This is a genomic window from Salinicoccus siamensis (assembly GCF_055391965.1).
This window is the reverse complement of sequence record NZ_AP043765.1, coordinates 444,655-471,451: the sequence shown is the minus strand read 5'-3', so window position 1 is coordinate 471,451 and position 26,797 is coordinate 444,655. Positions and strand designations below refer to the sequence as shown.

The 26,797-nt window shown below is 44.6% G+C and carries 22 protein-coding genes, 2 rRNA genes and 1 pseudogene; 5 read left to right on the top strand and 20 right to left on the bottom strand.

Annotation, left to right across the window (positions count from 1 at the left end; genetic code table 11):
• Positions 1-18: 18 nt before the first annotated feature.
• Entirely contained in the window at positions 19-1,749 is a 1,731-nt protein-coding gene (locus tag ACZ5LF_RS02400) for a GMC family oxidoreductase (RefSeq protein ID WP_380569267.1), read from the top strand.
• Positions 1,750-1,915: 166 nt separating this feature from the next.
• On the opposite strand, the pseudogene ACZ5LF_RS02395 reads toward ACZ5LF_RS02400, so the two are convergent.
• The 5 genes and pseudogenes from ACZ5LF_RS02395 to ACZ5LF_RS02375 all read right to left on the bottom strand — a co-directional run bounded on the left by ACZ5LF_RS02395 (position 1,916) and on the right by ACZ5LF_RS02375 (position 5,080).
• A pseudogene (locus ACZ5LF_RS02395) lies at positions 1,916-2,869 on the bottom strand (IS30 family transposase).
• A gap of 132 nt (positions 2,870-3,001) precedes the next feature.
• On the bottom strand, positions 3,002-3,286 hold the full coding sequence (locus ACZ5LF_RS02390; protein WP_380569271.1) for a hypothetical protein: 285 nt from the start codon (positions 3,284-3,286) through the stop codon (positions 3,002-3,004).
• 108 nt (positions 3,287-3,394) lie between these two features.
• Positions 3,395-3,541 carry a hypothetical protein gene (locus ACZ5LF_RS02385; RefSeq protein ID WP_380569272.1) on the bottom strand — a complete coding sequence of 49 codons (147 nt, stop codon included), beginning with the start codon at positions 3,539-3,541 and terminating at the stop codon, positions 3,395-3,397.
• A gap of 9 nt (positions 3,542-3,550) precedes the next feature.
• On the bottom strand, positions 3,551-3,832 hold the full coding sequence (locus tag ACZ5LF_RS02380) for a hypothetical protein (protein ID WP_380569273.1): 282 nt from the start codon (positions 3,830-3,832) through the stop codon (positions 3,551-3,553).
• Between the two features lie 69 nt (positions 3,833-3,901).
• Positions 3,902-5,080: an IS256 family transposase gene (locus ACZ5LF_RS02375; protein ID WP_380709609.1), complete on the bottom strand. Its 1,179-nt coding sequence runs from the start codon at positions 5,078-5,080 to the stop codon at positions 3,902-3,904.
• 960 nt (positions 5,081-6,040) lie between these two features.
• Here ACZ5LF_RS02375 and ACZ5LF_RS02370 point away from each other — a divergent pair.
• Entirely contained in the window at positions 6,041-6,445 is a 405-nt protein-coding gene (locus ACZ5LF_RS02370) for an FAD-dependent oxidoreductase (RefSeq protein WP_380570466.1), read from the top strand.
• A gap of 547 nt (positions 6,446-6,992) precedes the next feature.
• Here ACZ5LF_RS02370 and groL read toward each other — a convergent pair.
• Both groL and groES read right to left on the bottom strand, forming a co-directional pair.
• Entirely contained in the window at positions 6,993-8,621 is a 1,629-nt protein-coding gene (gene groL, locus ACZ5LF_RS02365; protein ID WP_380570467.1) for a chaperonin GroEL, read from the bottom strand.
• Between the two features lie 63 nt (positions 8,622-8,684).
• The gene (gene groES, locus ACZ5LF_RS02360; protein ID WP_344704083.1) at positions 8,685-8,969 is read right to left on the bottom strand and encodes a co-chaperone GroES; all 285 of its coding nucleotides are present in this window, start codon (positions 8,967-8,969) and stop codon (positions 8,685-8,687) included.
• A 169-nt stretch (positions 8,970-9,138) separates the two neighbouring features.
• On the opposite strand from groES, the gene ACZ5LF_RS02355 reads away from it, so the two are divergent.
• A complete protein-coding gene (locus ACZ5LF_RS02355) occupies positions 9,139-9,891 on the top strand; it encodes a CPBP family intramembrane glutamic endopeptidase (RefSeq protein WP_380570468.1) in 753 nt (250 codons plus the stop codon).
• A 94-nt stretch (positions 9,892-9,985) separates the two neighbouring features.
• Here the strand turns inward: ACZ5LF_RS02355 and ACZ5LF_RS02350 are convergent, their stop codons facing one another.
• Positions 9,986-11,431 (bottom strand): phosphate--AMP phosphotransferase, encoded by a 1,446-nt coding sequence (locus ACZ5LF_RS02350; protein ID WP_380570469.1) that lies wholly within the window; start codon positions 11,429-11,431, stop codon positions 9,986-9,988.
• Positions 11,432-11,549: 118 nt separating this feature from the next.
• On the opposite strand from ACZ5LF_RS02350, the gene ACZ5LF_RS02345 reads away from it, so the two are divergent.
• Positions 11,550-13,250 (top strand): M3 family oligoendopeptidase, encoded by a 1,701-nt coding sequence (locus tag ACZ5LF_RS02345; protein WP_380570470.1) that lies wholly within the window; start codon positions 11,550-11,552, stop codon positions 13,248-13,250.
• Between the two features lie 118 nt (positions 13,251-13,368).
• On the opposite strand, the gene ACZ5LF_RS02340 is transcribed toward ACZ5LF_RS02345, so the two are convergent.
• The 6 genes from ACZ5LF_RS02340 to ACZ5LF_RS02315 all read right to left on the bottom strand — a co-directional run bounded on the left by ACZ5LF_RS02340 (position 13,369) and on the right by ACZ5LF_RS02315 (position 18,529).
• Complete coding sequence (locus tag ACZ5LF_RS02340; RefSeq protein WP_380570471.1) at positions 13,369-14,241, bottom strand: hypothetical protein; 873 nt, start codon at positions 14,239-14,241, stop codon at positions 13,369-13,371.
• Between the two features lie 212 nt (positions 14,242-14,453).
• Complete coding sequence (locus tag ACZ5LF_RS02335; RefSeq protein WP_380570472.1) at positions 14,454-15,290, bottom strand: MurR/RpiR family transcriptional regulator; 837 nt, start codon at positions 15,288-15,290, stop codon at positions 14,454-14,456.
• Positions 15,291-15,414: 124 nt separating this feature from the next.
• Positions 15,415-16,857, bottom strand: a complete 1,443-nt coding sequence (locus tag ACZ5LF_RS02330) for a glycoside hydrolase family 32 protein (protein ID WP_380570473.1) — start codon at positions 16,855-16,857, stop codon at positions 15,415-15,417.
• Positions 16,858-16,877: 20 nt separating this feature from the next.
• A complete protein-coding gene (gene tatC / locus ACZ5LF_RS02325) occupies positions 16,878-17,633 on the bottom strand; it encodes a twin-arginine translocase subunit TatC (RefSeq protein ID WP_380570474.1) in 756 nt (251 codons plus the stop codon).
• A 49-nt stretch (positions 17,634-17,682) separates the two neighbouring features.
• The gene (locus ACZ5LF_RS02320) at positions 17,683-17,910 is read right to left on the bottom strand and encodes a twin-arginine translocase TatA/TatE family subunit (RefSeq protein WP_380570479.1); all 228 of its coding nucleotides are present in this window, start codon (positions 17,908-17,910) and stop codon (positions 17,683-17,685) included.
• Positions 17,911-17,929: 19 nt separating this feature from the next.
• A complete protein-coding gene (locus ACZ5LF_RS02315) occupies positions 17,930-18,529 on the bottom strand; it encodes a redox-sensing transcriptional repressor Rex (protein ID WP_464759824.1) in 600 nt (199 codons plus the stop codon).
• A 170-nt stretch (positions 18,530-18,699) separates the two neighbouring features.
• Between ACZ5LF_RS02315 and ACZ5LF_RS02310 the strand changes: the two genes are divergently transcribed.
• Positions 18,700-20,616, top strand: coding sequence for an ABC-F family ATP-binding cassette domain-containing protein (locus ACZ5LF_RS02310; protein WP_380570480.1), 1,917 nt, complete (start codon positions 18,700-18,702; stop codon positions 20,614-20,616).
• Between the two features lie 289 nt (positions 20,617-20,905).
• Here ACZ5LF_RS02310 and tsaD read toward each other — a convergent pair whose 3' ends face one another.
• The 6 genes from tsaD to ACZ5LF_RS02280 all read right to left on the bottom strand — a co-directional run bounded on the left by tsaD (position 20,906) and on the right by ACZ5LF_RS02280 (position 26,643).
• Positions 20,906-21,928, bottom strand: coding sequence for a tRNA (adenosine(37)-N6)-threonylcarbamoyltransferase complex transferase subunit TsaD (gene tsaD, locus ACZ5LF_RS02305; protein ID WP_380570476.1), 1,023 nt, complete (start codon positions 21,926-21,928; stop codon positions 20,906-20,908).
• Positions 21,921-22,346, bottom strand: coding sequence for a ribosomal protein S18-alanine N-acetyltransferase (gene rimI, locus ACZ5LF_RS02300; RefSeq protein ID WP_380570481.1), 426 nt, complete (start codon positions 22,344-22,346; stop codon positions 21,921-21,923). Before rimI ends, tsaD begins: the two co-directional genes overlap by 8 nt.
• 5 nt (positions 22,347-22,351) lie before the next feature.
• Positions 22,352-23,005 carry a tRNA (adenosine(37)-N6)-threonylcarbamoyltransferase complex dimerization subunit type 1 TsaB gene (tsaB, locus tag ACZ5LF_RS02295; RefSeq protein ID WP_380570477.1) on the bottom strand — a complete coding sequence of 218 codons (654 nt, stop codon included), beginning with the start codon at positions 23,003-23,005 and terminating at the stop codon, positions 22,352-22,354.
• Positions 22,986-23,453: a tRNA (adenosine(37)-N6)-threonylcarbamoyltransferase complex ATPase subunit type 1 TsaE gene (tsaE, locus tag ACZ5LF_RS02290; RefSeq protein WP_380570478.1), complete on the bottom strand. Its 468-nt coding sequence runs from the start codon at positions 23,451-23,453 to the stop codon at positions 22,986-22,988. Before tsaE ends, tsaB begins: the two co-directional genes overlap by 20 nt.
• Before the next feature lie 110 nt (positions 23,454-23,563).
• Positions 23,564-23,678, bottom strand: a 5S ribosomal RNA gene (gene rrf, locus ACZ5LF_RS02285).
• Positions 23,679-23,766: 88 nt separating this feature from the next.
• Positions 23,767-26,643 (bottom strand): 23S ribosomal RNA (locus ACZ5LF_RS02280).
• Positions 26,644-26,797 lie beyond the last annotated feature (154 nt).

Genomic DNA, 26,797 nt, shown 5'->3' with positions numbered 1-26,797 from the left:
ATTTAGGAGGTTTACAAAATGGTAAAAGAATTGGACAAAGTTGATGTTGTGACCATAGGCGCAGGATGGACAGGCGGTATTATAGCAGCGGAAACTTCAAAAGAAGGTTTAAAGGTAAAAAGTTTAGAAAGAGGACCCTATCGTGACACAGATGATTACCAGCATGTGCATGATGAACTAAAATATGCTCAACGCTATGAGTTGATGCAAGATACTTCAATAGAAACATTGACGTTTAGAAATAATCCTGATGAACGCGCACTACCTGTACGTCGTCTAGGTTCATTTTTACCTGGTAACGGACGAGGCGGAGCCGGTACACATTGGAATGGTCAAACTGATCGATATATGGCCTATGATTTTAAAATAAAAACTATGACAGAAGAAAAATATGGTGAAAGTAAACTTGGTATAGACTCTGGATTGCGTTACAGAGACTGGGGCATTACATTTGATGAGATGGAGAAGTATTATGATAAATTTGAGAAAACAACTGGGATAAGCGGTGAGAAGAATCCGCTGGGTGAGAAACGTTCTAATCCTTATCCGAATCCTCCAATGGTTAAGACTCCAATTTTAGAGAAGTTTGAAAAAGCTGCTAATGAATTAAAATTAAACCCTATTATGATGCCTTCTGCTAACATGTCACAGAATTATGAGAATCCTGACGGTGAAACTTTAAACCAATGCCAATATTGTGGATTCTGTGAACGTTTTGCATGTGAATATGATGCAAAAGCAACACCAGATGTTACTGTTTTGAGAACTGCAGAAAAAACTGGCAATCATGAAGTCCGATATAACTCCAATGTGACTGAAATAGTTACTGACAAAGAGGACAATGAAAAAGTGACCGGTGTTAAATTTATAGATACTGAAACACGTGAAGAATTTTTCCAACCAGCAGATATAGTTGTATTAACGAGTTTCTTATTCAATAACTATAAGTTACTTAGAGTTTCTGATATTGGAAAACAATATGATCCTGAAACAGAAGAGGGTACACTTGGCAGTAATTATTGTTATCAAACGGGTTTGGGTGCTACTGGTTTCTTTGATGAAAAGTTTAATACATTCATGGGAGCAGGCGCTCTCGGCATGCTTTTAGATGATTTTAATGGAGATAACTTTGACCATGATGATCTTGATTTTATTCACGGTGGTTCAATCCATTTCACTCAAACAGGTGTCCGTCCTATTCTAACGAATACAATTCCCAAAGATACTCCTCAATGGGGCGAAGAATTTAAAGAGGAATCAATTAATAATTTTGCCAGAACTTTGACGGTTTATACAATGGCTCATACTGGGCCACACAAAAATCACTATTTAGATTTAGATGATACTTATAAGGATGCATTCGGTAACTCACAAGTAATGCTTACTTATAATTGGACAGAACAAGATAATGCAAGGAACAAATATCTAACAGAAAAATGCAAAGAAATTGTAGAAAAAATGGGTGCAAAACATATAGAAGTAGAAAATGATGACCTTGGTGATTATGATATTGTACCTTATCAATCAACAAATATTTCAGGTGGTACTCCAATGGGTACAGATCCTGATAATAGTGTGGTGAACACATGGTTGCAGCACTGGGATCGTGATAATCTATTTGTGGCAGGATCCAGCACTTTTGTGCATAATTCCGGTAATAACCCGACTGGAACGGTAGGTGCTCTCGCTTATCGGTGCGCAGAAGGAATAATAAATTATTATAAAAATAAAGAGAGACTAGAAGATTAAGCTACAAAATGATTAGCTTATCAATATCATAATTTTTTATCCTAAATTATAATCGTAAATTTCAAGTTTAAGTTAGCCACCTTGCGATATCCACATCCAAGATATTGTGAACGTGCTATGGTGATGAGTGTGCCTCCGCCCCCGCGGGGGCGGAGGCGATTTTACACTAGGCGCTCTGGGCCGATTGCGTCTGCTTGAATGCTTTAACGAAACACTCGTGCGGCGTCTGATAGTCCAGGATTTTCCGTGGATAGTCATTCATCCATCGCTGGATCCTCTGAATCTGGCGGTCGCTGATTTCAGAGATCGGCTGACCTTTCGGGATGAACCGGCGGATGAGCTTATGTTGGTTCTCGCTCGTGCCCCGTTCATGTGAAGCAAACGGCCGGGCGAAGTACACATCGGTCACTGCTTTCAGTGTGTCATACAGTGCACTGAACGCCGAACCATTATCCGACGTGATGGTTTGAAACAGTGACGGCATATGCGCACCGGCACGCTCGACCAGTGATGCCACTGCTTGCGTGACGGGCTGGGCGGCTTTACCATCGATTTTCAGGATGACTTCAAACCGCGTCTGCCGTTCGGCGAGTGTGAGCAGCACCGCATCATGCTTATGCTTGGCACCGATGACGGTATCAATTTCCCAGTGGCCGAATGTCTCCCGGGTATTCACTGCATCCGGATGGATGGCTCCATTTTCCGTTTGTGACCCGGTGCTTTACGACGTTTTGATTTTGTGTTGCGATGCAGCTTCTCGGTCAGAGCCATGTTCTTGGTGCGTAGGATCTGTCGGTCAATCCACAAAGGCATCCGACAGGCTCCATTTCGGGCGCCGGCCACAGCGTTTGCGGTTTTCCATATAGGCGGCATGTGCGGAGTCGGGATCGTAAACGGTATGGTAATAATCATACGTTTTACCGTTCTGTTTCTGACGGCGCATCTGCTTCACAGTGCCTCTGTTGATTTCATTATTGATGGTCTGGGGCACACGGCCCAATCGTTCTGCGATTTGACGATTGGAGTAGTTCTCTCTCTTCAATATTGCGATTTGTGCCCGTTCATCTTGCGTCAGGTGTTTTCCTTTGATGGATTCAGTGGTATCATAAAGTTGCGTCATGTGATTTCATTCCTTTATTGAGAGTTGTGGTTAACTTCAATATAACATGAAATTCACATGGCGTTTTTTGCATCAAAGGTGGCTAAGTTGATTATAAAATCCACCATTATTTTCTTGTACATATTTTCCCCTCTACTTTCCGAAATATTTTGATACAATCCAAATTGGAGCGATAATATATGCAACAATTAAGGAATTACTTCTGACAAAAATATTTTTGTCTTGAGCTTCTTCACCAGCCTCTATACTGACCAGAGGAAAAGTGAAGGTCGAAATGAAAAAGTAGATAGTTAGTAGAATGTAAGGGAAATCTAAAAAACTGCCATTGTAAAAAATTGAGTCAATGATAACTATGGAGAATGCAAAGAAGAATATCCCTATAATAAAACTAAGCCATCTCATAATTTTATTTTCCATTTTCTCACTCCTATAAAATCAAAAAAATTGAAAATTTTATTTTTAAAGTTTTTGCTTCGGGATATTTACATTCAGGAAACGAGTTTCTACTTCTCTTGATACTATACGTCACATTTCTGATTGAGATGTACGATCTACTTCTTTTACTTCTTCTTCAGTAAAATTTTCAACTTCTGATGCCATAGTCACATTAGATAAAATTCCGGAGGAAGCGATTAAAGTTATCGCTAGAGAAAGCATTATTTTCTTATACAAAAATCACTCCTAATTTTTGAAAGATTTTATTAATACCCATATTGGGGATATCAAATAGGCAACAATCATTGAATAACTAGCAATAATAGGATTCCAATCTTTAGTCTTTTCTCCAAGTTCTGTACTAACTGGAGTTAGTGTGAAGATAGAAATAAAAAAATATATTGTTAGTATGACAAAGGGGAAACTAAGAATATCTTGATTAAGTATGGCATTAACAATTGTAATATAAAAAATAAAGAAGAAAATGCCAACCAATATATTAAGAGAATATGTGGCTTTTTCATTCATAATTTAAAAACTCCTGGGACCGTCAATAATTATGTGTAAATGAATGCATACCTTTTCTTATAGTGTGTGTTACTCGCTAAACATTTCAGTTAGTTCGGCCCGTGCTTGGTCAAAACCGATGTGACACCGTGTCGCAAACTGCTGGTTGTAAGTTTCGAATTGAGTGACGAGAAAACGATCAAGCGATGCTTCGTTCGGAAACTGCTCCTTGCGCTTACTGTACCGTTTGATTCGCTTATTGAATGACTCAATCAGGTTTGTGGAGTAAATGCTCCTCCTGATTGCTTCAGGGAAATCATAAAAGGTGAACAGATCCGGATTGGCTTTCAATGATTGCGTGACTTTGGCGTAGGACTTTTTCCACTTCTCTATAAACGCATCCAAAGCCTGTTCAGCGTCTGCTTTGTCCGTGGCGCGATACAAGGACTTCAGGTCCTCACAGATTTCCTTGCGGTCCGATACACGGACCCTGTGGGAAATGTTGCGCGCAACATGAATAAAACACGTCTGGTATCTGGCTTTTGGAAAGACCGAGTGAATACTGTCTTTGATGCCTGTTAGTCCATCCGATATGAAAAGCAGCACTTCTTCGACACCCCGCGCTTGGATGTCTTCGATCAATTCTTTCCACACATAGGCGGATTCCGTTGGAGCGACCGTATATGCCAGGACTTCCTTTGAGCCATCTTCACGGATGCCGACAGCGATATAGACAGCTTCTTTCGAAACCGTCTCTCTTTTGACGGGCAGGAACGTAGCATCCAGATACACACAGACATACCGATTGGACAGGGAACGCTGACGAAAGGCCTCGACTTCTTCTGCGACCGCTTTAGTCATGTTCGAAATCGTTTGGGGGGTATAGTGATGCCCATACATGCGCTCGATCAGATGCGAAATCTCAGACATTGTCACCCCTTTTTGAAACATATGGATGACAAAGGACTCCAACGTGTCATTGGACCGCTTATAGGGGGCGACGGTCTGTTGTTTGAAATCGCCATTCCGATCCCGGGGGATATCAATCTGTAGATCCCCATATTCGGTATGTAGGGTACGGGCGTACGCACCGTTTCTGGAATTTCCGGAATTGAAGCCGACGCGATCATATTTTTCATAGTCCAGAAATGCGGTCAGCTCGGTTTTAAGCAATGTATTCACCGCTGTTTCCAGGTGATTGCGGAAGATTTCGGATACGTCTTCCTTTTTCACTAGAGCTTGAATGATATCTGATGTAAAATGATCCATAAGGGGAGACCTCTTTTCTTGGGATTTGGTGTGGTAACTTGATTCTACAAGAAAAGGGCTCCCTTTTTCTATTTATTCATTTACACAAACTATTTTACGCTCTCAAACTCCTATCCTTCTATATTTATTCCTATATTTTGGGTGATAAAATATATTTTATAACATTAGAATTTTAAACAAAAAGAGTTTTTTTGAAGTTCTTTTTTTGTCGTTTTGGATTAGTCTTTTCTTATCTTGATACTATACGTCATAATTCTGATTGAGATGTACAATCTACTTCTTTAAGATATTCCGTTCCAATATGTGCGGAGCATCTTAAGAGTATTGAACAACATTATACTTTATCCATGACTGAATGTATGACTTGCATTATTTGAATGAGAATAATTATTTGTTTCTATATCACTCATATCACTTATTTCAGTATCGTTAAATTCAGTATCATTAGTTCCCTTTTGGTGGGATTCCGGATTCCCTTCTGGTGGGATCCCTTGCTATCATTGGCTTCAACATCATTTTCTTCTTCTTAACAATACAAAATACTTAACATAACTCATTGTTACCTTTAGAACGCAAATAAGATATAAACACATTAGACTTATTGTCATAAGTCACTAATGCATGTGGATTTGTAGTCGCATTAAATCTGTTTTCGATGAAGCAAAAAAGGGTGGCTCGAGCCACTCTGAACCTTAAAGTCCAAAGTCAAAATCATATAGCTTATCATGATGTGTCATTGTATGGTTTTCTTCCATAATTGTATGCGATTATGGAAGAATTAATTAATATTTCGGTTCTGAAGTTTCTTCCCATTTAGGAAATGGAGGGTTCTTTTTCGGATCAATATTTAATAAAGAGAAAGGCTCATCAAGTTCAAAGGGTCGAGGAATTGGAACGACGTTTTACGATAATACCCGAAATGATTTGCTTCGCAAACTTGGATGTGTAGATGGGTCGGTGGTGCGTCATTCGCTTAAGGGCGCAGATATTCCGCAGGAAACACTGGATAAGCTTAGTGAACAAGCCAGTAAAAAATGGCCAGAACCATGGGTATCTGCCACACTACATGCCATCCACACACGTAATCTCCTCGGCATACCAATAAAGGAATACATGCCCGACAATCTGGTCAAGGAACGAATTGCTTTGATTGGCGACGCTGCCCATGTGCCGGCACCGATAACTGCCAGTGGATTTAACACATCACTGCAGGATGCTGTTGAATTAGGCAAGTGTGTTGCAAAAGGCGTAAAGGGGGATGCTGCAGTAAGAGCCCTGGCGAAATATGAGTCGCTTCGTTTGAATAAAGTACAGCGAATGGTTCAATCCGGAAAATCATTCAGCTACTCTTATGGACGTTCCTGATACTGATTTTATGTCTGAGGAGGCAGTCTACTGTTTATACAATGAACCGAAAGCACATAATTGATGGGGTTTTAACCGTACTCTTATTTTTAGAGTACGGTTTTTATCATTGGGCTCCTTTTTTACTATTAAATGGATATAGCTGAATGCTTTAAGGAAACGATCAATAAACCCGATATCAACCGTGGGAATCAAGTTATGACAGATAATCAATGTGGAGTAAATCCTTATACTAATTATGAGCGATTTGACGATAATCGCCATTCAGTTCAACAAGATTTGCCTAAGCTATGCCAGTATGAATTTCAAGAAATCATATTAGTAAAGTTTCCTTTGTTCAACAACTGAAGCAATTTCCCACAAGATTTACTGCATTTTAAAGTATGTAGGCCGACAATCTTTCGCGTCCTATTCCTTTTATGTACGCCAAACCAGAGACGCTGAAAACTTGAACAGCTAGTCTTATAAAATGAATATTATATTTCCATAAAAAAACGGGGCCTGCTCATCAGCAAACCCCGTTATATCAAGCATTATTTACTTTGGCTTACATCATGCCCGGCATGCCGCCGCCCATGCCGCCACCCATGTCTCCGCCGCCATTCTCTTCTGGAATGTCGGCCACTACCGCTTCAGTAGTCAGGAACATGGCAGCAACTGAACCTGCGTTCTGCAATGCGGAACGTGTTACTTTTGTCGGGTCGACGATACCTGCATCGATCATGTTGACCCATTCGTCGGTTGCAGCGTTGAATCCGATGCCGATTTCTTGAGTCTTGAGACGTTCAACGATGACTGAGCCTTCAAGGCCAGCGTTTTCGACGATTTGACGAATTGGTGCTTCGAGCGCCTTCAATACGATTTTGACGCCTGTATCCACATCGCCTTCGGCTTTAATTTCAGATACTTTATTGTAGATGTTGACCAGTGCTGTACCGCCACCAGCCACAATGCCTTCTTCAACTGCAGCGCGTGTGGAGTTAAGGGCATCTTCGATGCGGAGCTTACGTTCTTTCATTTCCGTTTCAGTGGCAGCACCTACTTTGATGACTGCTACACCACCGGATAGCTTAGCAAGACGCTCTTGAAGCTTCTCTTTGTCGAAGCTTGACGTTGTGTCTTCAATCTGAGACTTGATCTGACCGATGCGCGCTTCGATGTTATCTTTCTCACCGGCCCCTTCTACAATTGTCGTATTATCTTTGGTCACGTTGACTTTAGAAGCTGTACCAAGCATATCAACCGTTGCATCCTTCAAGTCCAGACCGAGATCTTCTGTGATGACTTCTGCACCAGTCAGTACGGCGATGTCTTCAAGCATTGCTTTACGACGGTCTCCGAAACCAGGTGCTTTGACTGCGATCGCAGTGAATGTGCCACGCAGCTTGTTGAGTACCATGTTCGCCATGGCATCGCCTTCTACATCATCAGCGATGATGAGGATCGGACGGGACTGCTGGACAATCTGTTCAAGCAATGGCAGAACATCCTGGAAGTTGGAGATCTTCTTGTCTGTCACAAGGATATAAGGGTTATCGAGATCTGCAATCATCTTCTCGGAATCCGTCACCATGTATGGAGATGTGTAGCCGCGGTCGAACTGCATCCCTTCAACAACTTCAAGTTCAGTTTTGAATCCACGGGATTCTTCGATTGTAATGACGCCGTCATTGCCGACTTTTTCCATCGCTTCTGAAATGTACTCGCCGACTTCCGGATCATCCGCAGAAATTGCGCCGACTTGTGCAATGGATTCTTTATCCTGTACTGGGCGGGAGATGTTCTTCAGTTCCTCTACCGCCACTTCGACTGCCTGGGAGATACCGGAACGGATACCAACCGGATTGGCTCCGCTTGTTACGTTCTTAAGACCTTCCTGGATCATTGCCTGGGCCAGGACTGTTGCCGTCGTCGTGCCGTCCCCAGCGATTTCATTCGTCTGGTTGGCCACTTCTGCAACAAGTTTCGCACCCATGTTTTCATAGGCGTCTTCAAGTTCTATCTCTTTTGCGATTGTTACGCCATCATTGGTGATGAGCGGGGATGTGAATGATTTGTCCAGAACGACATTACGTCCTTTTGGCCCCAATGTCACTTTTACAGCATTCGCCAGTTTGTCGACACCAGCGAGCATGGACTGTCTTGCATCTTCAGAGAATTTCAGTTCTTTAGCCATTACTTTTCATTCCTCCTGCATAGTTTCTTTATATGGATATTTCTTTAGTTCATTTCATTTTGATCAGTTGATGACAGCAAGGATATCGGATTCGGAAAGGATCAGATAATCTTTGCCTTCATGTTTCACTTCAGTACCTGCAAACTTGGAATACATCACACGGTCGCCTTCTTTTACTTCAGGCTCGACACGGTTGCCGTTATCCAGAACCAGACCAGGTCCAGCTGCTACGACTGTGCCCTCCTGTGGTTTCTCTTTGGCGGATTCCGTCAGAATGATGCCGCTTTTTGTAGTTTCTTCCTTTTGGGTCAAATCAACGATGACTCTGTTGCCTAATGGTTTTAACACGTAAAAGCCCTCCTTTGAAATAGTACAGATATTTTTAGCACTCGAGCATTCAAAGTGCCAACAATTAAATAATAATCAAAGTTGGTCAATAATGCAAGTATTTTCTCTTTGCTTTAACCATATTCCTTTTTATTGTAGAATAGCAGTATTGAAAAATGGAGGGCTTATCTTGAGAAAGCTATATAGTGCATTAATCATCGTCATATTCCTCGTCGTGCAATTTGCGGTTGTACCCGTATCAATGATCATGGCGTTCATCAATCCATCAATTACAGAAGAAGAACTGCTTAGCGGCGTACTCCCTTATCAGGTTGGGGCATTTGCCCTGGGAGTTGTGGCAGTCATTATTGTAGGAAGGCTCCACAGCAACAAAAACCGTATAGAGCGTGGCCCCCAATCAGATATACCTGTGACTTTCGCCTGGATCGTCGGAGGTGTGTTCCTGGCCTACGCCACCCAGATAATCGCCGGTCTCATCAACACCAATATACTCGGTAATCCAATGGAAAGTGAAAATACGATGGGCATTGTGGATATGATAGAAAATGCCCCCTACATGATTCTTGTTGTTGCTCTGTTTGGTCCCATCCTGGAAGAATACGTCTTCAGACGGGCCATATTCGCTGAAATCTACGAAGTGATTCCAGGACCGAGAATCGTCGGTTTTCTTGTAGCCGGCTTGCTCAGTGGTTTTGTATTCGCCATCGCCCATTGGGATTTCACCCATATACTGATCTATGTCGTCATGGCATACACATTCAGTTTCCTATATGTCATCAGTGGCAGATTGCTGGTCCCGATCATGGTCCATATGATCATGAACGGTATCGTCGTCATACTGCAGCTGACATTCAAGGATTATATAGAGCAGATTGAAGAAATGCGGAATGGCCTCAACATCATTTTCCCGCTTCTATTCTGAGAATGACACCCCGGACTTTAATGGTCCGGGGTGTTCGTATATTCCGAGGCATATGACATTCATCCCCATGCCTTTAAATTTTCAAATGTTTTTCTCAATCACCCGGTTTCGCATCGCTTCCGAGCCTTGCCTCACATGTTTCAATCACTTTTTTCAACGCAGTGATCCTCGCATATTTCTTATTGTTTCCCGGAATCACATGCCACGGGGCGAAAGCGATATGCGTTTTTCTGATCATGTCTTCCGACGCCTCGACATACTCATCCCATTTCTCCCTATTCCGCCAATCTTCATCGGTCAGCTTCCATTGCTTGGCCGGGTCATCCTCACGGCTCTCAAACCGTTCAAGCTGTTCATCCTTATCCAGCGACAGGAAGAATTTGATGATGATCGCGCCTGAATTGTACAGCGATTTCTCGAAAGCTTTGATTTCCTCGTAGGATTGCTGCCATTCTTGCGTTGAAGCCAGTCCTTCAATACGTTCCACCAGCACGCGGCCGTACCAACTCCGGTCATAGAAGGCTACATGGCCACTTCTCGGGAGTCCTGCAGCAAACCGCCACAGATAATGGTGACGCAGCTCCACATCAGTCGGTGCGCCGGTTGCATTGACTGTATAGCCGGTCGGATCCAGATGCTCGCGGATGCGTTTGATGTTTCCACCCTTGCCGGCGGCGTCCATCCCCTCATAGACGAGGATGAGCGGGACCTTTTCCTTGTAGAGCTGGAATTGGATTTCCCTCATCCTCGACTGCAGATCAGGGAGGATGGCTTTATAGTCTTTACGGCTGATCTTTTCATCCTCAAAATTAAAGTCAAAGAACTCTGCCTCATAATCTTCTGTAAAATCACCATCCACTACTTCCTCCTGTGTCTGGTCTTCTCTCTCCAGGCGTGCTTCAAGACGTTTGACCACTGTGGAGAACAAAGTATTGACTGCGCCTTCTTTGTCTTCGAAATCGATGACTTCCCATGGAGATCCGGTTGGCGTGTCCAAAAACTGATTCATCTCCTTAAGATAGTCTGTTTTATCCAGCTGCTCTTCAAATTCTTCAGCCTTCCATTTAAGTATCGGATTATCCTTCAGCTTTTGTATATGACGTGCCCTGACTGCTTCTGGGGCGTCGATATAGAGTTTGATGATTTCATAGCCACCATCTGTCAGCATCTGTTCGAAATTCTCCATATCCTGTCTGATGTCGGCATATTCCGTGCGAACATTTTCCTTGATGCCATACGATTTATAATTGATGTACTGGGCATACCAGCTTCTGAAGTGGATATTGATATCCCCGGATTTAGGCAGATGGTTCCAGAACCGCTGCAGGAAAGGGTATCTGAGATCGATGTCCCTGGGCGGGCGCGTGGCCATGAAGTTTGTATATTTTGCATCCAGTGCCATATATAAAGCATTTGCCAGCCGCGACTTCCCGGAAGCCGGAGGTCCTTCTATCACAATCATCAGCGGAATGCCCCGCTTCTTCGTTTCCCGCGTCAATTCCCCCAGGCGATTTTCCAGTGCTTCATCAAATCCTGCCATGCTATCTCTCCTTTCTGTTCGTTATAGATGTGTACCCTTAAATTCCATTATCTGAACATACAGAAGATAATGGAATTTATGTTACTATATCATTAGAAACTGATAAGGAGATGAACTGATGGTACAGACTTTTTCGGAATATGAATATAAAAGACCGGACATCAAACGAATAGCAGCAGAAGTTGACGCACTACTTGAAGAATTTAAGGAAAAGGACTCAGCAGACGCCCAAGCCAAGGTCATCGATCGTCTTAACACCTACTTCAATCACCTCTCCACGATGAGTAATCTGGCCCTTATCCGTTCTACAATAGATACAAGGGATGCCTTTTATGACAAGGAACGGAATTTCTTCGATGAATACGGGCCAACCATCCAGGAGATCGATTTCAAGTACTATCAGGCGCTCATGGACAGTCCTCATAGAAATGAATTGGAACAGCGTTATGGCACACAACTTTTCTCATTGGCTGAAAAAGCCGTCAAGGGATTCGACCCTAAGGTGAAGACACTCCTTCAGCAAGAGAATAAGCTTGATTCGGAATACTCCAGACTGCTCGCTTCAGCAGAAATCGAATTTGATGGAAAAGTCCTCAACCTATCCGAATTTGGCCCCTATGCCCAGCATACCGATCGTCAAATCCGTCGATCAGCCACTGAAGCGGTCCAGGGGTTCATGGGGACGCATCTGGATAAAATCGACCAGATCTATGACGAACTGGTCAAGACCCGCCATCAGATTGCGGTAGAGCTCGGCTACAAAAATTTCATTGAACTGGGTTACATCCGCATGAACCGCATCGATTATGACAGTGAGATGGTGCAGAACTTCAGAAATCAGGTTGCAGAACATGTTGTGCCACTCGTCACCAAACTTAAGGAAAGACAACGTAGGCGGATCGGCGTCGAGAAACTGAAGATATACGATGAATCATTCGATTTTACAACGGGCAATGCTGTGCCCAAAGGGGATACCGAAGATATCCTGCAGGCGGGCGAAAATATGTATCTTGAATTATCCGAGGAAACTGGTGAATTCTTTAAATTCATGAGGCAGCGCGAACTGTTTGATGTTGAGGCCAAAAAAGGAAAAGAAGGCGGCGGGTACTGCACTTTCATACCAGACTACTCCTCCCCTTTCATCTTCTCCAACTTCAACGGCACCCTTGATGATGTGACCGTTTTGACGCACGAAGCGGGTCATGCGTTCCAAAGCTATATGTCAAGCGGCTTCGAGGTGCCGGAGTATCAGTTCCCGACTCTTGAATCTGCAGAGATCCATTCCATGAGCATGGAGTATTTCACATATCCGTGGATGGAACAGTTCTTCAAGGAGGATACTGATAAATTCAAATACACGCACATGGCGGATAACATTTCTTTCCTGCCTTACGGAGTTGCCATAGATGAATTCCAGCACATCGTCTATGAGCATCCTGAACTGTCTCCAGCAGAACGGCGACAAGAATGGCAGAAACTCGAAGACAAGTATTTGCCGCATCGTGATTACGATGGCATAGAACCGCTTGCAAGTGGCGCTTTTTGGCATAAACAGGGGCATGTCTTCAGCGATCCGTTCTACTATATCGACTATACCCTTGCACAAGTCTGTGCCATGCAATTCTGGAAGCGTGCCAATGAGGATTTCGATGGCGCATGGAGCGACTACATCAACCTGTGCCGTCTCGGTGGCTCATTGCCGTTCAATGCACTGGTTGAAGAAGCAAATCTCATCTCGCCTTTTGAAGATGGTTGCCTACAATCGGTCGTTAAAGAAGCGGAAGGCTATCTCAATTCGATTGATGACAGTGCACTATAGATTGAAACGCCCATTTCTCATCGAAATGGGCGTTTCAATCTTTTTTTATGGACGTATGATGCAGACCATTTCTGCACATTCACTCTACTGCCAACTTCAACAATTTTGGTGTTCCAGCTTAGTCAGCTCTAAGGATTCTTGAGCACATCAGTTTGTTGACCCGTTCATCCAACAAGTTCAACTCTTCAACAGGAGCACCTGGGTGCAATGAAATACCTTCCAGTATATCACCATGGTCATAACGATAGAACTTAGGTGCCGAGGCAGTTCCTGTAATGTTTTGCTTGGCAGGAGCGCTTTCATCATACTGTTCTGTTTCTCTAGTACTGTCCTGGGGTGGGTTCTTCGGAGAAGGTGCATTGTCACCATCTCTCACCCCGCTTTGTACAGTCCCCTTCTCTTCGGCAGCAGGCATTCCGGCATCTTCAGATTCTTCTTCGTTCGAGGGTTCGGCTTTGGGTCTATCAGTTGACCCTTCTCTATTCTCCGCTACACCTCCAGTTGGTTCTGGAGCAGCTGGTTCCTCTGAAGTTGATTCTGGTTCTTCTATCATATATTCAGCATCTTCCACTATTGAATCAGCGATGGGCGGGGCTTCTCCTGTGGAAGGTTCAGATGTATCCGGTGTGTTTTCCCATATTTCTCCGCTCTCTTCTTCTGAAGAGGGAGCAGATTCCGCTTCTTTTTTGTCCTCTGCTGCACGCTTATGAATTGCTTCTTCCTGACTCTGTTCCGGCTCTGTCTGTATCAGTAGCCCTTCTTCAGGTTCGACGGCAGGTGTTTCCGGCGCTTGCACTGCATCTTCCTGATCAGGCGTGTCTTTTATCATATCTTCCTGCCCGGGGGCCTCTTCTGCAGATGGCGCTTCATGGCCTCCCTCCGCATCTTCATCTACTTGTTCTGCCTCCATGACAGCATTTGTATTAATGGCAAACAGGGTGGATATCATCAAAAGCGATGAAATGCCCAGCCTTATTGTTCTATCTATCAATTCAATGCCTCCAAACTGCCTCTACGTTCTTTGAACAATTAATGTCATAGACCGAGTATATTAGAAGAATGCATCGGCATCTATAAAAATGGAAGTTTGTTACACAACCTTAATAATGGCTGATTTATTTTAAAGATTATTGCAGATATGTTGCAGTCAGATGTCCGCTTGACATTTCAATTTCCCCATAATAAAAGCCCCTCAATGAGGGGCTAATGTGTGATATCATATGTCTTCATAATCGTTTCATAAGCCTTCGAACCCAGTTGGCGGCACGTATAGAAGAATAGCACATCACATATCGCAAGCTGTGCGATACGGCTCGTCATATTCATATACTGAATATTGTTCTCTTCCTCCGTAATCTCTATTGCCACATCTGAATTACGCTTAGCGATCGAGGCGTGGTTCTGGGTCAGTATGACTGTCTTGATGCCCAACTTTTTGGCGAGTTTGACCACTTCCACCACTTCCCGGGTCTTACCTGATAGAGTGATGAGGAATAGTACATCATCTTCAGTCGCATTCGATAAGCGGGTCATGCAGAAGTATTTATCCGTGGTGAAGAAAGCATTGATGTTTATGCGGTGGAGGTTCTGTTCGAACTCGGTACCGACGCTCGCTGCGTCGCCCACTCCGAATATGAAGGTATTGCGGGATTTTGCAAATAGTTCCGCCGCTTGCTTGATTGCATCGCGGTCCACTATCTTTTCGGTATTATAGAGTGCCTGGATGGTGTTTTTGAAAACTTTATCGAAAATCTCCCGATGGGTATCCTGCTCCAGATCGATCACTCTTGAAATATTCTCTTTCTCAAGTGTATGTAACTCTTTGGCAAGTTCCACTTTCAATTCCTTGATGCCTGCAAGACCAATCCGCTTTGAAAACCTGACGATGGCAGCATCACTCGTACTGCTGTTTTTAGCGATATCCTTGACTGGCATGTTGATGACTTTAGCTGGATTTTCCAGCATGAAATTAGCAATGCGCTGCTCCACAGGTGTCATGTATTCAAACCGTTTACGAATCTGACTTAATACCGAAAACATAGTTTTTCCCCTCTCGCCTACGTTGTTACTCCCAATGATAACAAAATAATCAAAATATTATAAGAAGAAATGAAAGTTTTTATCCTTCAATAATAAAATTTATTTCATGATGCGGAGCGAAGCGTTAACCACCATTGGTTGACTTTATATCATACCTTGCCATTTTGACATGGCACCCTCCTATTTCAGTGGAAAATTCCACTCCTGTAGACTCACTCGAGGGAAATATTCTCGCGCTCATCACCGCTTCTCCGTCATTGGCGAACACTTCTATGCTAGAGATGTCCATAAAAATATCAAGGTGCGATAACGGGGCATCGAGTTGGACTTTCCGGGTGGTCCCATCAACATTGCCGGGCAGTTTGCCGCTGAAGGTCCTGTCCAATGTCAAAACCTGCGATTCGCTGTCATAGATCAAGCTTGTATGTTCGCGCCTGCTTACCCGCAAATCGATGTGGATGCGGTTTGCGTTATTCTCGAGTATATCGAGGACCAATTCATAGCTGTGGCCATAGAAGTCTTTAATCTTTCTTGGATGATAATCGAAATAACCTTCAGCAGTCAGTTCGTTCATTCTATATTTGCGCAATCCGAAAAAAGGCTTCTGCATCACACGCGACCCTTGAACAGCCACCTCTCTAGGTATAGTCAAGCAATGGCCCCACTCTCCATCTGTTGGATAGTCCGTCTCCTCTGTGCCCATCCATCCGATCAACAGCCTTCTCCCTTCAAACATCACGGTTTTAGGAGCATAAAAGTCGAATCCGTGGTCCAGTTCATGGAATGCGCCATGTGTCATATGCAATGCATTAAAATCAATGTCCCCTACAAGGTAGCCCGATTGATAAATGTTCCAATAGCTGTTCTGATACTTATCCAGGCCTTTGACATTGAAGATTAATATATCTTTGTCACTCACCTTGAAGTATTCAGGGTGGGTCCACATGAAACCGAACTGATCAAGCTCTGTAGTCAAAGGCCCATCATACTGGAAGGCGGAGGGGCTGTCACCGCTGAAAAGGAGTATACGTCCAAACTCGTCTTCAGTACCGGATCCGAGCATCATGCGATACCTTTCCTTATGAAATACAAACGGCGCGTTCATTATCGGCAGATACCCCTTTGGCGTCCCTTTTATGATGGCTTCAGTTGCCTTGACTTCTTTCTGGGCGTCCAATACGGAACGATATTGAATGCATCTACCTGATTGTAGGCCAGTGTAGAAAAGATGTAGCCCATCTTGATTGTCGGCAACGATGGCAGACCCTGGTGAGTCGCCGTCCGAAAACATCTTTATGACGCCTTGGTCATCGAATGTCACCATATCGTTTGATGTGAGATGATACAGACATTTCGTTCGCTGACCATATACGGGCATCCATTCATAGAACAAATGATACCCCTCATCATCCGACACAAGGCCTGCAAGGCCATTCAAGGCCCCTGTAGGGGGTTGCACATGATAACGCTGTCGCCATTCATGCGACACGTTTTTTGGGACATGTGTATCAAGCTGTCCATCAGCCGATGGATGGCTGAACATCCTTCCATCTGAATCCAATGCCATCTCAAAAAACCTCCCAAATCTTAGTCCAATGATTCTTCAATTGCCTTTTGCTCTGCCTTTAAATGTCTACGGTAGCCGATTTTGGAAATATAGATGCTGATTTCGTATAAGACAATCATCGGGATCGTCAACATGATATGGGTCATCAAATCAGGTGGCGCAATCAAAGCTGCTACAACCAACAGGATGAAATAGGCATACTTTCTGTTCTTCTTCAAAAACATTGGAGTCAGCAGCCCCAGCTGAGTCAGGAAAAGTACCAGTATCGGCATTTGGAAAATCAGACCGAATGGCAGGACTGTCCTGAACAGGAAACCAAAATATTGATTGATGCCGATCGTCGTCTCTATTCCCATATCTTCTGACAGTTCAAAGGTGAATTGTATGATGTATGGTACAAGTATGAAGTAGCTGAAAGCCATGCCAAGAAGCATAAGCAGCATGACGATTGGAATGTAGGATAGCGTCAGCTTCCTCTCATTGCTGTAGAGCCCCGGCGATACAAAGGCCCATATCTGATACAGTATTACCGGGAGTACGATTACAAAACCGATGATCATGATGACCATCAGATATATTTTAAGCGGATCGGTCACTTGGAATGCGTGCATCTGTATGGATTCGGTCCACGGTGCTTCCTGAACCTGGTATATTAACGGTTTGGAAAGGAAAAACCCGACCAGCATTGCGCCTGCAAAAAAGTATATGACGATCATAAGCCGTTTGCGCAATTCATCAAGGTGCTCAGTGATTTCCTTCTTTTCCAATTCATTCATCGATTTTCCACCTCTTTAAAAAAAGGCGGCTTCCGCCACCTCAAGACCTTTATACTTCAGATTCGATTTTCTTCTGGGATTTCTTCTTCTCTTCTTCTTCGTCGTCGTCATCATCTGTAGCAAGGCCTTTTGTTGCATCTTTGAATTCCTTCAAAGTGGAGCCCATGGCTTTTCCGAATTGGGGCAGTTTCTTAGGTCCGAATATGATGAGCGCTACAACCGCAATTACAATCATACTCGTTGGCGTTACTACCATAAGTGTAGTCGGTATGAACATTTCGAGCACAGTATCCCTCCTAGATATGTTTCATATAAAAGAACAGTGCCTGCAATTCGACACTCAAATCTATATTGTGTACATAGATTCCATCGCTTACATCCAGCCTCATCGGTGTGAAATTAAGAATGCCTTTGATTCCGGCCGCTTCAAGACGTTCAGCCATCTCCTGGCTGACTTCCGCAGGCAATGTCAGAATCGCAACATCTATACCATGGTCTTCAGCCATCTTTTCAATTTCATCCGAGTGGTGGACTGTAGTATCATTGATTGTTGTTCCAACGATGCTACTGTTATTGTCAAATGCAGCAACTATGTTCATTCTATCATTTATGTTGCTGAATTTATAGTTCAATAATGCACTACCCAAGTTACCTGCACCGATGATGGCCACATTCCGCTTCTGGTTACCCTGGATATGTTCCATAAAGAATTTCAACAGGCTCTTGACGTTATATCCGTAACCTTTTCGGCCAAGTTCACCGAAATAGGAGAAATCACGCCGAATTGTTGCAGAATCTATATCCAGTGCTTCACTGATTTCCCGCGAAGAAACCCGATCTACCCCTGATTTTTCGGAGTTTTTGAAGAATCTATAATACAGGGGCAAGCGCTTCATCGTTGCATTCGGGATTTTCTTTTTGTTATTCAAATCTCGTACACCTCTTCTATTGCACTTTGTTGATATATTATATCATAATTGCACGCCTATGGTGCCATAAGAGTCACCTGATTTCATCGTTTTTTTACGTTATATATTGTAAACTTGAGGAAAGTGAGGGATTTATGATGATAGTGATGCAATTAGGAAACGTAAAAAAATCTTTCGGTACAGATATGATTTTTGAAAATATGAATCTGGAAATTAAAACAGGACAGACAATCGGCATTGTCGGTAAGAACGGTGCCGGAAAAACGACTTTGATGAAGATGATGGCCGGTGAGATGAGTATTGATGAAGGCCAGATCACCAGTCCTAAAGGCATTTCAATAGGTTATCTGACACAACAGATGACACTCGAGTCCACTCATAATGTCAGAGAGGAAATGCTGCGCCCTTTCTCGAGACTGCTCGAGACGGGAAAGGAAATGGAAAGGATTGCCGAATGGCTTGCTGTACATGACTATGATGATGCAGACTATCAAGCCCAACTCGATAGATACGAGAAAGTGCAGAATATCTTCGAAGCTGAAGGCGGATATACGATAGATTCAGAAGTAAAGACAGTTCTGACCGGTCTCGGGTTCGCGCCTGAGGACCTCTATCGGAGCGTAGAAGCTTTCTCCGGCGGCCAGAAGACACGCCTTGCGCTCGGACAGATGCTCCTTTCCAAGCCTGATCTGCTCCTTCTTGATGAGCCGACCAACCACTTGGATATGGATACCGTCGCATGGCTCGAGCAGTATCTTAACAGCTTCCCAGGCGCCATAGCCATAATCAGCCATGATCGCTACTTCTTAGACCGTACAGTCGACAAGATATATGAAGTCGAGATGCATAGGGGCACACTTTACCACACCGACTACTCAGGTTATGTAAAGGAAAAGGCAAAAAACCATGCACTGCAGATGAAGGCCTTTGAACACCAGCAGAAGGAGATTAAAGAGCTTGAAACGTTTGTAGAGAAAAACATTGCCCGTGCTTCGACAAGCAATATGGCGAAGAGCCGCCGGAAGAAGCTAGAGAGCATGGAACGTATAAACATGCCTAGAATGGACACGAAAAGTGCAGACTTCTCATTCGACATCAGACGGGAAAGTGGCAATGATGTGCTCAGGATCAAAAATCTCGCCATCGGTTATGAAGAGACTTTGAATAGTCACATCAATCTGAACATCGATAAAGGCGACCGTCTCGCAATCATTGGCCCAAATGGCATCGGAAAATCAACCCTAGTCAAGACGATCGCCAAAAAATTATCACGGCATGATGGGGAAATCATCTACGGAGCCAACGTATCGATCGGTTATTATGACCAGAAGCAGGCAGAATTCACTTCCGGGAGAAGCGTTCTTGAAGAATTATGGCATGAATACCCAAACATGAACGAAAGTGATGTCCGCAAAGTGTTGGGGCGTTTCCTGTTCACCCAAGATGAGGTCATGAAACAAATCAATGATTTGAGTGGCGGGGAAAAGGCCCGCATCCAGTTGGCGAAATTGATGCTTGAAAAAAATAATCTGCTCATACTTGATGAGCCAACGAACCACTTGGATATCGACAGCAAGGAAGTCTTGGAGCAGTCGCTGCAGAATTTCCCCGGCACCCTACTATTTGTTTCGCATGATCGCTATTTCATCAACCGCATTGCCAATAAAATCGTAGAAATGGGCGATCAGCACACCGAGATATATAACGGAGACTACAGTTATTATCAGCATAAAAAAGAAGAACGGGCGGCAATGCAGATAAAAATCGAACAAGAAGAGAATGAGGTAAAGCACACTAACAGTTATGAAGCGCACAAGCAAAAGCGTAATGAAATTCAAAAAACAAAAAAAAGTATCACTAAAACCGAAAAAGAAATACAAGAGAAAGAAGCTGAAATTGAATCCATTGAAGAGACCCTTGCCTTGCCAGAGGTTTATGGAGATTATGAGAAAGCAGCGGAGTTCAACAAGCAATTGATTGACTCTGAAGCAGCACTCGAGCGCCTTATGGAAGAATGGGCCTCATTGTCGGAAACATTGGAAGCAATGGAATGATGAACGTATGTTCGTCATTCCCCACCTTTATCCATAAGCGATTTACCCACGATATTGTACACACCCTAAATGCTGTTATACCAGTTACTCCACATAGTTATCCACAGTGTTGATAACTATTAGGGACTACTTAACCACAGATATACCCACAATTATATGCTTGATATTAGCAGATAAACCATTTTCATCAACAAGTTATCCACAGCCGTGGATAAAACAAACGTTCCGTATTGACAAACTATACTACCAGAAAAAATGCCTATATGGATGTCCATCCATATAGGCATTTCTACATTGTATATTCTTCTATATCGATCGTATTGCGCCCATTTAGCTCTAATGTTCCGAAAGCACCCTTTTTATAGAGGTGATAGGCTACAGCGCCAATCATCGCTGCATTATCTGTACAGTACTTTAACTGTGGCACACTTAATTTTATACCTTCATCTTGGCATTTCTCTTCAAAACGCGCGCGCAGACCACTATTGGCTGCGACGCCACCAGCTACTATCAAATTTTCTACTCCATAATCCTTTACTGCCCTCAAAGTTTTAACAGTCAGCACTTCTACAACACTTTCCTGAAAACTTTTTGCTACATCCGCTGCATTCACTTCCTGGCCCTTCTGCCTCTGGTTATGAAGTGTGTTGATGACGGACGATTTCACGCCGCTGAAACTAAAATCATAACTCCCTGGCTCAAGATAAGCCCGTGGAAATTCATAGATATCATGTCCTTCTTTACTGAGCCGGTCGACATGTGGTCCGCCGGGATAGGGCAAGCCTATGACCCGCGCAACTTTATCGTAGGCTTCCCCCACTGCATCATCACGCGTTTCACCGATGACCTCAAAGGACAGATGATCTTTCATGTAGATCAGTTCTGTATGCCCTCCTGAAACGATGAGCGCCATTAGCGGAAAGCGCAGTTCTTCATCCAACTGGTTGGCGTACACATGCCCTGCAATATGATGGACAGGAATAAGCGGTAGACCATGGGCAAAACTAAATGCTTTAGCTGCGTTGATACCTATCAGCAGTGCCCCTATCAACCCTGGCCCTTCCGTAACTGCAACGGCAGATAGATCTGCAGGTGTCATCCGTGCTGCTTCAAGTGCTTCTTCAATTACTACCGTAATGGTTTCCACATGGTGTCTGGAAGCCACCTCGGGCACCACACCCCCAAACCTTTTATGGCTGTCGATTTGACTGACTACTATATTGGATAGCACTTCATTGCCGTTTCTTATCACACTGCACGCTGTTTCATCACAGCTTGTTTCGATACTTAAGATGACTATATCTTCATTCATTCAAATTCACCCACATCACGTGGGCATCCTTGCCTGGACCATAATAGTCCTTCCGGATGCCTCCATATTTGAAACCTTCATTCTCATATAAGGTCATTGCCCGTTCATTATCCACGCTCACTTCGAGCGATAGGATTTCAGCGGATTTTTTTGCATACGCTTTAGCATGCTGCAAAAGGGCTTTGCCATAACCATGGCCCCGCATTCCTCTATCGATGGCGATTGTAGTGATCTGACTCTGATCAATGATGATCCAAGTCCCGCAATAACCTACTATTTCCCCATAATGTTCGATGACGAAATATGTAGCGAATTCATTTGCCGTCAATTCACGCCTGAAAGCCTCGATACTCCAGGATGTGTTGGGAAATGAGGCACATTCTATGCTGTACACATCTTCTACGTCTTCTAGCGTCATCTGTCTTATGATTGCTGTTGATTTATCCAATTTTTCTCAGCCTCCGATATTTTGAGGTATTCGGGAACCATCTCATGAATGTTTTCTCTTCTGAGAATTTCAGGATACTGTTCGACTGTGGTGATGCGCGGTACAGCATGTATATACTTAGGTAAATTTTCAGTGAAAGCTTCACTTCCATCAGCCAGTAAACAAACTTCTTCATGCTTTTCCATTTCTTCATAAACAGTCTTCAAAGATTTATATCCTGCTGCCTCCACCTCTTCAAAATGTTCAGATACATGATACAGTCCGCTGTAGACATTTCCCCGCCTTCCATCGAACATCGGAAGAACATTGCCCTTAGCGCCGCTGGAGGCAGCTATGACAGCGAGGGAAGAGACGGAATACAACTCTACTCCGAGAGCCTGGGCCAATGTTTTCGCGATGGTCACGCCAATTCTTACCCCAGTATAGGAGCCTGGCCCCCGTGCCACTACAATACGGTCGATATCATTGCGTCTATAGCCTGAAGATTCAAGCAAATGATTGATATGTACCATAATTGTTGCTGAATGTGTTTTTCTTACCGTCGTGTTTATTTCAGCGACCATACGCCCATCTTCATTAATGGCCACAGATAAAGGTCTATTTGAGGTATCAATCATTAGCGTAATCATCTTCAAGGTCCTCCAATAGTTTAATGTAATGCTCTCCGCATGCTTTAAAGTGATAACGGCGATCATCTTCACTGACGTATTCAATGTTAATGTCCAGATACTCAGGTGGCAGAAAATCTTGAATGAACTCAGGCCATTCGATGATCGCAACATCTTCACCATTGAAGTATTCATCGAACCCCATATCTTCATCACTGCCTTCGAGTCGATAACAATCCATGTGATGCACTGTGAGTTTTCCCTGATAGCTTTTTATGATATTGAAAGTCGGAGAACTCATTCTGCGCTTCACACCTAAATACATCCCCACGAACTGGGTGAAAGTGGTTTTTCCAGCACCGAGGTCACCGGAGAGGAGAATGACAGTTCCTTCTTTTATATATTTCGTCAAAGATTTAGCCAGTTTTTCAGTTTCAGTTAGACCAGTGACTTCAATGCTGAATTCCATGCTTCAACCATCTTCCTTTCTACTTAATCATATCCTTTTTATACAAAAAAAGAGACCTATATAGGTCTCAATGCGGCTCATCGCATCCATAATGTAATTATGTACATACTGCCCGGCGGCGTCCTACTCTCACGGGACGTCAGTCCAACTACCATCGGCGCTGGAGAGCTTAACTGCTGTGTTCGGCATGGGAACAGGTGGAACCTCTCCGCGATTGCCACCGGACAATATGGCATGCTTGAATGCCCCTTGGACATTCAAAACCGGATAGAAGCAATGCGTTGCGCAGAAGACCATACACGGTTTTCTTCATTTGAATAAGTCATCGATCGATTAGTATTCGTCCGCTCAATGTGTCGCCACACTTACACGCCGAACCTATCCACCTCATCATCTCTGAGGGATCTAATGGGGAAATCTCATCTTGAGGGGGGCTTCATGCTTAGATGCTTTCAGCACTTATCCCGACCATACATAGCTACCCAGCGATGCCGTTGGCACGACAACTGGTACACCAGTGGTATGTCCATCCCGGTCCTCTCGTACTAAGGACAGCGCCTCTCAAATTTCCTACGCCCACGACGGATAGGGACCGAACTGTCTCACGACGTTCTGAACCCAGCTCGCGTACCGCTTTAATGGGCGAACAGCCCAACCCTTGGGACCGACTACAGCCCCAGGATGCGATGAGCCGACATCGAGGTGCCAAACCTCCCCGTCGATGTGAACTCTTGGGGGAGATAAGCCTGTTATCCCCGGGGTAGCTTTTATCCGTTGAGCGATGGCCCTTCCATGCGGAACCACCGGATCACTAAGTCCGTCTTTCGACCCTGCTCGACGTGTCTGTCTCGCAGTCAAGCTCCCTTATACCTTTACACTCTATGAATGATTTCCAACCATTCTGAGGGAACCTTTGAGCGCCTCCGTTACTCTTTAGGAGGCGACCGCCCCAGTCAAACTGTCCACCTGACACTGTCTCCCACCCGGATTACGGGTGCGGGTTAGAATCTCAACATCACCAGGGTGGTATCCCACCAGTGCCTCCACGTAGACTGGCGTCCACGTATCTTCAGCTCCCACCTATCCTGTACAAGTGAGGTCGAGGTTCAATATCAGGCTACAGTAAAGCTCCACGGGGTCTTTCCGTCCTGTCGCGGGTAACCTGCATCTTCACAGGTACTATGATTTCACCGAGCCTCTCGTTGAGACAGTGCCCAAATCGTTACGCCTTTCGTGCGGGTCAGAACTTACCTGACAAGGAATTTCGCTACCTTAGGACCGTTATAGTTACGGCCGCCGTTTACTGGGGCTTCGATTCGCACCTTCGCTTACGCTGAGCGCTCCTCTTAACCTTCCAGCACCGGGCAGGCGTCAGCCCCTATACGTCACCTTTCGGTTTGGCAGAGACCTGTGTTTTTGATAAACAGTCGCTTGGGCCTATTCACTGCGGCTCATTTTCATGAGCACCCCTTCTCCCGAAGTTACGGGGTCATTTTGCCGAGTTCCTTAACGAGAGTTCGCTCGCTCACCTTAGAATTCTCTTCCCAACTACCTGTGTCGGTTTGCGGTACGGGCGGTAATGTATTCACTAGCGGGTTTTCTTGGCAGTGTGAACCCACAGCTTCGCCTACTATTTTCGGCTCCCCATCACACCTCGTCGTTACACAGGGCGGATTTGCCTACCCTGACGACTCGATGCTTGGACGTGCTCTTCCTTCCGCACGCTCTGCTTCTCCTCCTGCGTCACCACATCGCTCAAACACACATCACCGGTACAGGAATTTCTACCTGTTATCCATCGCCTACGCAGTTTCGCCTCGGCTTAGGTCCCGACTAACCCAGAGCGGACGAGCCTTCCTCTGGAAACCTTAGTCGTTCGGTGGACGGGATTCTCACCCGTCTTTCGCTACTCACACCGGCATTCTCACTTCCGATCGCTCCACATGTCCTCACGATCATGCTTCACTGCCATCGGAACGCTCTCCTACCATCAATATCATTGATCCACAGTTTCGGTAATATGTTTAGCCCCGGTACATTTTCGGCGCAGCGTCACTTGACTAGTGAGCTATTACGCACTCTTTAAATGATGGCTGCTTCTAAGCCAACATGCTAGTTGTCTGTGCAACGCCACATCCTTTTCCACTCAACATATATTTTGGGACCTTAACTGGTGGTCTGGGCTGTTTCCCTCTCGACAACGGACCTTATCACCCGCTGTCTGACTCCCGTGCATCACATAGGTGGCATTCGGAGTTTGTCTGAATTCGGTAACCCGGGATGGGCCCCTCGTCCAAACAGTGCTCTACCTCCACGATGCTAACACGAGGCTATACCTAAATATATTTCGGAGAGAACCAGCTATCTCCAGGTTCGATTGGAATTTCTCCGCTACCCACACCTCATCCGGTCACTTTTCAACGTAAGTCGGTTCGGCCCTCCATCCAGTGTTACCTGGACTTCAGCCTGGACATGGGTAGATCACCTGGTTTCGGGTCTGCAACCCCATACTAGACGCCCTATTCAGACTCGCTTTCGCTACGGCTCCACATTCGCTGCTTAACCTCGCATGCAATCGCAACTCGCCGGTTCATTCTACAAAAGGCACGCCATCACCCATTAACGGGCTCTGACTACTTGTAAGCACACGGTTTCAGGTTCTATTTCACTCCCCTTCCGGGGTGCTTTTCACCTTTCCCTCACGGTACTGGTTCACTATCGGTCACCAAGAAGTATTTAGCCTTGGGAGATGGTCCTCCCGGATTCCGACGGAATTTCTCGTGTTCCGCCGTACTCAGGATACACCGCCACGCCTCCTCGCTTCGCATACGGGACTGTTACCCCCTATGGTGCGACTTTCCAGTCGCTTCTGCTCGCTCGAAGTCGCTTTTTCGGTGTCCTACAACCCCAGTCAATGACTGGTTTGGGCTCTTCCCGTTTCGCTCGCCGCTACTCAGGGAATCGATCTTTCTTTCTCTTCCTCCGGGTACTAAGATGTTTCAGTTCCCCGGGTCTACCTCCCTCAGGCTATGTATTCACCTGAGAGTCGCACTAATGTGCGGGGTTCCCCCATTCGGAAATCTTTGGTTCAACGCTTACTTACAGCTCCCCAAAGCATATCGGTGTTGGTTCCGTCCTTCATCGGCTCTTGGTGCCAAGGCATCCACCGTGCGCCCTTCATTACTTAATCGCAATGAATTTGTGAGTGTGTCCCAGTCCAGCTGCAGTGGATGTCCACTTTCGCTTTCTTGCGACACAACGCGTGTTTTTATGAACTCTTCAGTTCTCGGTTTCTACGCTTGATTTCGGTTAAAATCATTTTTCGCATTGCTTCTATACGGTTT

Excerpts from the sequence above, each read along its gene's own strand:
- ACZ5LF_RS02330 (WP_380570473.1), bottom strand. The coding sequence starts at position 16,857 with ATGGCATTGGATTCAGATGGAAGGATGTTCAGCCATCCATCGGCTGAT.
- rimI (WP_380570481.1), bottom strand. The coding sequence starts at position 22,346 with ATGACGCTAGAAGACGTAGAAGATGTGTACAGCATAGAATGTGCCTCA.
- groL (WP_380570467.1), bottom strand. The coding sequence starts at position 8,621 with ATGGCTAAAGAACTGAAATTCTCTGAAGATGCAAGACAGTCCATGCTC.
- ACZ5LF_RS02345 (WP_380570470.1), top strand. The coding sequence starts at position 11,550 with ATGGTACAGACTTTTTCGGAATATGAATATAAAAGACCGGACATCAAA.
- ACZ5LF_RS02335 (WP_380570472.1), bottom strand. The coding sequence starts at position 15,290 with ATGTTTTCGGTATTAAGTCAGATTCGTAAACGGTTTGAATACATGACA.
- tsaB (WP_380570477.1), bottom strand. The coding sequence starts at position 23,005 with ATGATTACGCTAATGATTGATACCTCAAATAGACCTTTATCTGTGGCC.
- ACZ5LF_RS02375 (WP_380709609.1), bottom strand. The coding sequence starts at position 5,080 with ATGGATCATTTTACATCAGATATCATTCAAGCTCTAGTGAAAAAGGAA.
- ACZ5LF_RS02350 (WP_380570469.1), bottom strand. The coding sequence starts at position 11,431 with ATGGCAGGATTTGATGAAGCACTGGAAAATCGCCTGGGGGAATTGACG.
- ACZ5LF_RS02390 (WP_380569271.1), bottom strand. The coding sequence starts at position 3,286 with ATGGAAAATAAAATTATGAGATGGCTTAGTTTTATTATAGGGATATTC.
- tatC (WP_380570474.1), bottom strand. The coding sequence starts at position 17,633 with ATGAATGAATTGGAAAAGAAGGAAATCACTGAGCACCTTGATGAATTG.
- tsaE (WP_380570478.1), bottom strand. The coding sequence starts at position 23,453 with ATGGAATTCAGCATTGAAGTCACTGGTCTAACTGAAACTGAAAAACTG.
- tsaD (WP_380570476.1), bottom strand. The coding sequence starts at position 21,928 with ATGAATGAAGATATAGTCATCTTAAGTATCGAAACAAGCTGTGATGAA.
- ACZ5LF_RS02310 (WP_380570480.1), top strand. The coding sequence starts at position 18,700 with ATGATAGTGATGCAATTAGGAAACGTAAAAAAATCTTTCGGTACAGAT.
- ACZ5LF_RS02400 (WP_380569267.1), top strand. The coding sequence starts at position 19 with ATGGTAAAAGAATTGGACAAAGTTGATGTTGTGACCATAGGCGCAGGA.
- ACZ5LF_RS02320 (WP_380570479.1), bottom strand. The coding sequence starts at position 17,910 with ATGTTCATACCGACTACACTTATGGTAGTAACGCCAACGAGTATGATT.
- ACZ5LF_RS02315 (WP_464759824.1), bottom strand. The coding sequence starts at position 18,529 with ATGAAGCGCTTGCCCCTGTATTATAGATTCTTCAAAAACTCCGAAAAA.
- ACZ5LF_RS02380 (WP_380569273.1), bottom strand. The coding sequence starts at position 3,832 with ATGAATGAAAAAGCCACATATTCTCTTAATATATTGGTTGGCATTTTC.